General features: G+C 53.9%; 2 rRNA genes. Both read right to left on the bottom strand.

Annotated features, from left to right (window positions below):
* Positions 1-43 precede the first annotated feature (43 nt).
* Positions 44-157 (bottom strand): 5S ribosomal RNA (gene rrf / locus HV744_RS36190).
* A 254-nt stretch (positions 158-411) separates the two neighbouring features.
* Positions 412-3,387, bottom strand: a 23S ribosomal RNA gene (locus HV744_RS36185).
* Between the last annotated feature and the right edge of the window lie 17 nt (positions 3,388-3,404).

The raw sequence follows: 3,404 nt of genomic DNA, 5'->3' as shown, positions 1-3,404 counted from the left end.
AAACCCCACCGGGTCAGGTGGGGTTTGTGCTTGCTGCTGGGGAGCCTGACGATTACCTACTTTCACACGGGCAATCCGCACTATCATCGGCGTGGAGTCGTTTCACGGTCCTGTTCGGGATGGGAAGGGGTGGGACCGACTCGCTATGGTCATCAGGCATGACTTGTTGCCGTACTGCCTGTTGGGCAATACAGCCAATCGGGAAGAAGTAGTTTCTGGTGATGCTCACCAGAGGGGGGTTGTGTTGTTTCCGGCACAACACCGATCTCAACCGTCGTCTGCGTGTCCCTGCCCCCTGCGGGGGTGGGATCCGCGTAAGAGCTTTGCATGGGCCCGGAATAAGTGCTGAAGCACTAACTCCGGCCGACAGCTGAAGCACTCACGCGGATCGACACAAAACACACCGGTTATAGGATCAAGCCTTACGGGCAATTAGTATCAGTTAGCTCAACGCATTACTGCGCTTATACACCTGACCTATCAACGTCCTGGTCTTGAACGACCCTTCAAGGGGCTCGAAGCCCCGGGGATATCTCATCTTAAGGCGAGTTTCCCGCTTAGATGCTTTCAGCGGTTATCTCTTCCGAACATAGCTACCCGGCGATGCCACTGGCGTGACAACCGGTACACCAGAGGTTCGTCCACTCCGGTCCTCTCGTACTAGGAGCAGCCCCCTTCAAATATCCAGCGCCCACGGCAGATAGGGACCAAACTGTCTCACGACGTTTTAAACCCAGCTCACGTACCTCTTTAAATGGCGAACAGCCATACCCTTGGGACCGGCTACAGCCCCAGGATGAGATGAGCCGACATCGAGGTGCCAAACACCGCCGTCGATATGAACTCTTGGGCGGTATCAGCCTGTTATCCCCAGAGTACCTTTTATCCGTTGAGCGATGGCCCTTCCATACAGAACCACCGGATCACTATGACCTGCTTTCGCACCTGCTCGACTTGTCGGTCTCGCAGTTAAGCACGCTTATGCCATTGCACTATCAGCACGATTTCCGACCGTACCTAGCGTACCTTCGTACTCCTCCGTTACACTTTGGGAGGAGACCGCCCCAGTCAAACTGCCTACCATGCACTGTCCCCGATCCGGATCACGGACCAAGGTTAGAACCTCAAACAAACCAGGGTGGTATTTCAAGGACGGCTCCACGCAGACTGGCGTCCACGCTTCATAGCCTCCCACCTATCCTACACAGACCGGTTCAAAGTCCAATGCAAAGCTACAGTAAAGGTTCATGGGGTCTTTCCGTCTAGCCGCGGGGAGATTGCATCATCACAAACACTTCAACTTCGCTGAGTCTCGGGAGGAGACAGTGTGGCCATCGTTACGCCATTCGTGCAGGTCGGAACTTACCCGACAAGGAATTTCGCTACCTTAGGACCGTTATAGTTACGGCCGCCGTTTACCGGGACTTCAATCAAGAGCTTGCACCCCATCATTTAATCTTCCGGCACCGGGCAGGCGTCACACCCTATACGTCCACTTTCGTGTTTGCAGAGTGCTGTGTTTTTATTAAACAGTCGCAGCCACCAGTTTATTGCAACCCCTTCACCCTCTGCGCGCAGGCGCATCAGGCTACCGGGGCGTACCTTATCCCGAAGTTACGGTACCAATTTGCCGAGTTCCTTCTCCCGAGTTCTCTCAAGCGCCTTAGAATACTCATCTCGCCCACCTGTGTCGGTTTGCGGTACGGTCTTGTTGAACTGAAGCTTAGAGGCTTTTCCTGGAACCACTTCCAGTTGCTTCGTGACCTGGATCACTCGTCCCATGCCCTTGAATTGCGCGCCCGGATTTGCCAAAGCGCCTTCTCCAACACAGGAACCGGGACTTCCAACACCCGGACAACCTTCCGCGATCCGTCCCCCCATCGCATTCAACAATGGTGCAGGAATATTAACCTGCTTCCCATCAGCTACGCATTTCTGCCTCGCCTTAGGGGCCGACTCACCCTACGCCGATGAACGTTGCGTAGGAAACCTTGGGCTTACGGCGAGGGGGCCTTTCACCCCCTTTATCGCTACTCATGTCAGCATTCGCACTTCCGATACCTCCAGCACACTTTCCAGTGCACCTTCGCAGGCTTACGGAACGCTCTCCTACCATGCGTGCAAAGCACGCATCCGCAGCTTCGGTATATTGCTTAGCCCCGTTACATCTTCCGCGCAGGACGACTCGATCAGTGAGCTATTACGCTTTCTTTAAAGGATGGCTGCTTCTAAGCCAACCTCCTGACTGTTTTAGCCTTCCCACTTCGTTTCCCACTTAGCAATATTTCGGGACCTTAGCTGGCGGTCTGGGTTGTTTCCCTCTTGACACCGGACGTTAGCACCCGATGTCTGTCTCCCGTGATTGCACTCTTCGGTATTCGGAGTTTGCTATGGCGTAGTAATCCGCAATGGACCCCACAACCATGACAGTGCTCTACCCCCGAAGGTGATACACGAGGCACTACCTAAATAGTTTTCGGAGAGAACCAGCTATTTCCAGGTTTGTTTAGCCTTTCACCCCTATCCACAGCTCATCCCCTAACTTTTCAACGTTAGTGGGTTCGGACCTCCAGTACGTGTTACCGCACCTTCATCCTGGCCATGGATAGATCACCTGGTTTCGGGTCTACACCCAGCGACTGGACGCCCTGTTCGGACTCGCTTTCGCTACGCCTGCCCTAATCGGTTAAGCTCGCCACTGAATGTAAGTCGCTGACCCATTATACAAAAGGTACGCCGTCACCCCGCTTTAAGCGCTCTCGCGCTTTAAGCGCGCAGCTGTCGTGTTTCAGACTTGATGTCTTTTGACGCACTCACTTCGTGAGCGCGCCGAAAGCGCTTAAAGCGGGGCTCCGACTGTTTGTATGCATGCGGTTTCAGGATCTGTTTCACTCCCCTCCCGGGGTTCTTTTCGCCTTTCCCTCACGGTACTGGTTCACTATCGGTCGATCACGAGTATTTAGCCTTGGAGGATGGTCCCCCCTTCTTCAGACAGGATTTCACGTGTCCCGCCCTACTTGTCGTACACCCAGTTCTTTCATAATGTTTTCGCCTACAGGGCTATCACCTGCTATGGCCGCACTTTCCAGAGCGTTCGGCTAACACTACAAATAAAGAGTACAGGCTGGTCCCATTTCGCTCGCCACTACTCTGGGAATCTCGGTTGATTTCTTTTCCTGCGGTTACTTAGATGTTTCAGTTCACCGCGTTCGCTTCACGTAGCCTATGGATTCAGCTACGGATACCTCAAAAGAGGTGGGTTTCCCCATTCGGACATCTTCGGATCAAAGCTCGTTTGCCAGCTCCCCGAAGCTTTTCGCAGGCTACCGCGTCCTTCATCGCCTGTGATCGCCAAGGCATCCACCACATGCACTTGTTCGCTTGACCCTATAACGGGTGTGTCT

This window comes from Paraburkholderia ultramafica, from assembly GCF_902859915.1.
In the GTDB taxonomy this organism is placed as follows: Bacteria; Pseudomonadota; Gammaproteobacteria; order Burkholderiales; family Burkholderiaceae; genus Paraburkholderia; species Paraburkholderia ultramafica.
This window is presented reverse-complemented; position numbering and strand designations above follow the sequence as displayed.